The following is a 4,582-nucleotide window of genomic DNA, read 5'->3' on the forward strand; positions in this document are numbered from 1 at the left end:
TTTTTTACGTTTTACGAAGCCATTTCTTCTTTCCGTTGAATCATTTGGCCTTCCTTCGCTTTCTTGCCAAATACATTAAAGATGAGGTTAAGAGCGATTGCTGTCAGGCCGCCTGCGACAATCCCGTTCTCTGTAAGAATGCGTAAGCCTGAAGGCAGGTTTTGGAACATTTCAGGTACGACTGAAACACCAAGGCCAAGGCCGCATGCACAAGCGATAATCAAGAGATTCTCCTGGGAATGAAGATCAACCTTGCTTAGCATTTTGATGCCTGCTGATAATACCATACCGAACATCGCCACCATCGCACCGCCAAGAACCGCACTTGGAATGACCGTTGTCAATGCAGCAATTTTCGGGCTGAAGCCAAGGATCACCAAGAACGCACCGGCTGTGTAAATGACATTTTTAGAGCGAACGCCGGACATTTGAATTAAACCAACGTTTTGGGAGTAGGTCGTATAAGGCAGCGAGTTGAAGATACCTCCTAGAACAATTGCCAGCCCTTCTGCTCTATAGCCTTTTGCGAAATCCTTCTCCTCTAATTTCTCTTCACAAATATCTGATAGAGCCAGATATACCCCTGTTGATTCAACAAGACTGACCATTGCGACCAGAATCATCGTTAAGACAGGGATTAATTCAAAGGACGGCATCCCGAAATAGAATGGCTGTGGCGTTAATAATACGTCCGCATCGAGAATTGCTTGAATATCCACCTTGCCCATGAATGCCGCGGCAACGGAGCCTGCAATCAAACCAAGCAAAATAGAGATTGCTCTTATAAAACCAGTAGAAAATTTATATAAAATAACAATGAACAGCAATGTACCAAAAGCGAGCAATATGTTAGAAATTGAACCAAAATCACTTGCCCCTTGTCCCCCAGCCATATTATTCATGGCAGTAGGAATCAAGGTCATACCAATGATTGTGACAACAGATCCGGTTACCACCGGCGGGAAGAAAGCTAATAGTTTACTGAAATACTTACTAATTAAGATAACAAATAATCCAGATGCCAAAATTGCTCCATAAATGGCTGGAATACCATAATCCCCGCCAATCGCAATCATAGGCCCTACTGCTGTAAATGTACAACCTAGAACAACCGGGAGGCCAATTCCAAAGAATCGATTCTTCCATACTTGCAGCAATGTGGCAATTCCGCACATTAAGATATCAATAGACACAAGGTGAGTGAGCTGTTCAGGTGTCAGTCCGATGCCGCCGCCGACAATCAAAGGAACAATAACCGCACCTGCGTACATCGCGAGCACGTGCTGCAAGCCAAGTGACGCTGTTTGCCATTTATTAGCCTTCATGGATGAGTTCCTCCTCTTTCTTGAAGGTTACCATTCCACCTTCAAGCGATTCAATTCTAGCGAGCGATTCAACGCGATAGCCTTTCTTACGAAGATTTGCTCCTCCGTCCTGGAATTCCTTCTCAATGACGATGCCAATCCCGGCAATCTTCGCACCAGCCTGCTTAACAAGGTCAACAAGACCGAGAGCCGCCTGACCTTTTGCCAAAAAGTCATCAATAATAAGTACGGTATCTTCTTTATTCAGGAATTTACGCCCGATGCAAATTTGATTCTCTTCTTGCTTAGTGAAGGAATAGACGGATGCTGTATACAAATCATCCTGCAAGGTTAGTGACTTCTTCTTACGCGCGAACAGAACTGGAATCTGTAATTCAAGTCCTGCCATTACGGAAGGAGCAATACCGGAGGATTCAATCGTCACGATTTTTGTAATTCCCATTCCCTTAAATCGTTTAGCGAACTCTTTCCCAATCTCGCTCATTAATTGCGGATCCAATTGATGGTTTAAAAACGTATCCACCTTAAGGACGTCATCTGATAGCACTTGGCCTTCTGTCATGATTTTTTCTTTTAGTTTTTCCAAAGTCGTCTTCCTCCAATTTCCCTTTAGGCAATCGCATATCATCATATACAAAAAGGACCCATGAACTGCTGCGTACCTAAAAGTGGGTAACACAACAATTCACAGGTCCTATAAACATATGGGACTGTCAATCTATAGGCAAATCAAATCAATGCCAGCTGTTCCCACTCATAGTCAGATTATTTTGGCGCCCTATGCGCACTGGTAATCCGGTAGATACTTGCAGGCCATATCCCTGCGATTATATGAGTGCAATGTCGTTTTTTGAATATGAATTGAATTATAGCAATCTTTTACCGGAATGGGAAGTATTTTTCGCCAGATAATTCGCAGGAAAAATCATGCAAATCCTTTTCACATAAATACGGTAATGACTAATATAGTAAGCAAAACAACTATCAATGCTGCCGCGATCAGGATGATTGAACGAATCTGTGCACGCTCCGGCATATATCCAGCATAAGCTGCGTTAAGTTAATAATAGCCTGTTATGATCATGAACAGCATGACGAAAACCAGAAAATATCTTACTTCAAACAAACTCAACAGTCCTCCCATTGAACGTTTGTTTACAGTTCATAAATCGTTTCGTATTTTTGCTTAAGATACTCCACCAAATATTGAGGGTTCAAATCTTCGCCTGTCGCCAGCTGAATGATTTCCTTTGGCGTTTTTCTTTTCCCGAATTGGTGCACATGTTTTGTCAGCCAGCCCTTGATTGGTTCGAGATTTCCTTGTTCAAGAAGTTCGTCAAACTCCGGAATTTCCTTCAGCATAGCCGCCTTCAGCTGTGCAGCATACATATATCCAAGCGCATAGGATGGGAAGTAACCGAACATCCCCCCTGCCCAATGCACATCCTGGAGAATCCCTTCCCCGTCATGCTCAGGTCTGATACCTAAGTATTCCTCGTATTTATCATTCCAAAGCTTAGGAAGCTCTTCGACAGATACTTCGCCATTAAAGATCATTTTCTCAAGCTCATAGCGAATCATAATATGCAAGGCATAGGTAAGTTCGTCGGCTTCCACACGAATTAACGACGGTTTTGATTCATTAATCGCTTCATAGAATGTGTCTAAATCAATCTTGTCAAATTGCTCTGGTGAGGCTTGTGTCAATTGATTGTAATGACTTATCCAGAAATGTTTGTTGCGGCCGATAAAGTTTTCGAAGAAGAGGGACTGGGATTCATGGATACCCATCGATGTCCCTGTGCATAGAGGTGTACCCTCTAACGCTTTATCAATATTCTGTTCATACACAGCATGCCCGCATTCATGAATCGTTCCGAACACCGCTACCCGGAAATCGGATTCATCATACTTCGTTGTAATCCGGACATCATTCGCATTCAGAGCAGTCGCAAATGGATGCACAGTTGTGTCCAGCCTGCCAGCCTCAAGGTCATACCCTAATTCTTTAATGGCTTTCATACAGAATTCACGTTGATTGTCCTTATCGAAATGCTTATAAATAAAGTCTGTGTTGAGCTTTTTCTTCGATTCAGCTATTCTCTTCACTAACGGGACAATTTCAGCCTTTAGGGCACCAAATACCTCATCAAGCACCTCGACCGTCATGCCCGGCTCATACATATCAAGCAGGGCATCGTATGGCCGCTCCTCTTTGCCCCAATAGCGTATGAAAGTCTTGTTTGTTTCGATCAATTGCTCTAAATATGGACGGAAGAGTTGATAATCTGCCTTGTCCTTTGCTTCCTCCCAGATACTTTCCGCCTTTGACTGCAGCTGAACGTATTCCTTGTACTCATCAGCTGGGATTTTGCTCATGCGATCAAACTCAAGACAGCATTCCTTCACAATATCCTTAATCATTTCCTCCTCACCGTCATAATCGGCAAGCTCCTTTAAGTATTTCTCCATCTTTTCTCCAGTCGCCATTTCAAAATGAACCTTCGATAGGATGGAAATTACCTGGCTCCTTTTATCAATTGTTTTTTTCGGTGCACCAGTCCGCAGGTCCCAGCCAATTAATGCAGAAGCCTCACGATAGGCATCCATTGTTTGTATGTATTCCAGAAACTCTTTTTCTATTTGTGTACTCAATGCTCTCTCCTCCTCACAAAACTATACAGATAATTCTATCACAACATGGCGACAGCACTCCCTGCAAAATAATGTCCTTACATCATTCGCTATTGCAGACGAATTTCCCTCTAATCCTTTGGAGGAATATTTAGTTTCAATGATTTCATCTCCTCCTCTGCGGTAAATGAATAGGTGATTAAAGGGTCTTCTGGCTCCCCTGCACCTGCCGGCTCTTCTTTTAGTCCCTTATACATTCCTTCTATGGAATCATAATCTGTGCGGTAAATCTTCAGTGTATAAGCAGCTCCAATTGTCACATCCAATTCAAATTGGCCCTTTTTTACGATGATGGACATAGCCTTCGGCAATGAAGCTACATGTCCATTTTGTATGCCGTTGGTCAAAATCTCAATCAAGTAGTTATCAGGCGCACTATCCGTTTCCTGAATAGACACCGTTAATTTTTCAACTGAAAGTGATGGAGAGCTATTTTTTTGTATACAGCCTGCCAGCATAAAGAGCAGGATGAGTGGAAAAGCCAGTCTCTTTTCCAATGGAATGAACCCTCCTTTTGTCTATGTAATGGGAGTCTAGCTAATTTAGATTGATTGTTTTATTAT

At 42.6% G+C, this 4,582-nt stretch carries 4 protein-coding genes and 1 riboswitch; all 4 genes read right to left on the reverse strand.

Annotation, left to right across the window (positions count from 1 at the left end):
* Positions 1 to 11: 11 nt before the first annotated feature.
* The 4 genes from ACI35L_RS17670 to ACI35L_RS17685 all read right to left on the reverse strand — a co-directional run bounded on the left by ACI35L_RS17670 (position 12) and on the right by ACI35L_RS17685 (position 4,516).
* Positions 12 to 1,325 carry a nucleobase:cation symporter-2 family protein gene (locus ACI35L_RS17670; protein ID WP_049670611.1) on the reverse strand — a complete coding sequence of 438 codons (1,314 nt, stop codon included), beginning with the start codon at positions 1,323 to 1,325 and terminating at the stop codon, positions 12 to 14.
* Complete coding sequence (locus ACI35L_RS17675; RefSeq protein ID WP_049670610.1) at positions 1,315 to 1,911, reverse strand: xanthine phosphoribosyltransferase; 597 nt, start codon at positions 1,909 to 1,911, stop codon at positions 1,315 to 1,317. The genes ACI35L_RS17670 and ACI35L_RS17675 overlap by 11 nt, the downstream gene beginning before the upstream one ends.
* Positions 1,912 to 2,062: 151 nt before the next feature.
* A riboswitch (purine riboswitch) is annotated at positions 2,063 to 2,180 on the reverse strand.
* Positions 2,181 to 2,480: 300 nt separating this feature from the next.
* A complete protein-coding gene (locus ACI35L_RS17680) occupies positions 2,481 to 3,980 on the reverse strand; it encodes a carboxypeptidase M32 (RefSeq protein WP_439803454.1) in 1,500 nt (499 codons plus the stop codon).
* Between the two features lie 110 nt (positions 3,981 to 4,090).
* Positions 4,091 to 4,516 carry a hypothetical protein gene (locus tag ACI35L_RS17685; RefSeq protein ID WP_439803455.1) on the reverse strand — a complete coding sequence of 142 codons (426 nt, stop codon included), beginning with the start codon at positions 4,514 to 4,516 and terminating at the stop codon, positions 4,091 to 4,093.
* Between the last annotated feature and the right edge of the window lie 66 nt (positions 4,517 to 4,582).

Source organism: Pradoshia sp. (genome assembly GCF_051873915.1).
Classification (GTDB): domain Bacteria; phylum Bacillota; class Bacilli; order Bacillales; family Pradoshiaceae; genus Pradoshia.

Excerpts from the sequence above, each read along its gene's own strand:
- ACI35L_RS17670 (WP_049670611.1), bottom strand. The coding sequence starts at position 1,325 with ATGAAGGCTAATAAATGGCAAACAGCGTCACTTGGCTTGCAGCACGTG.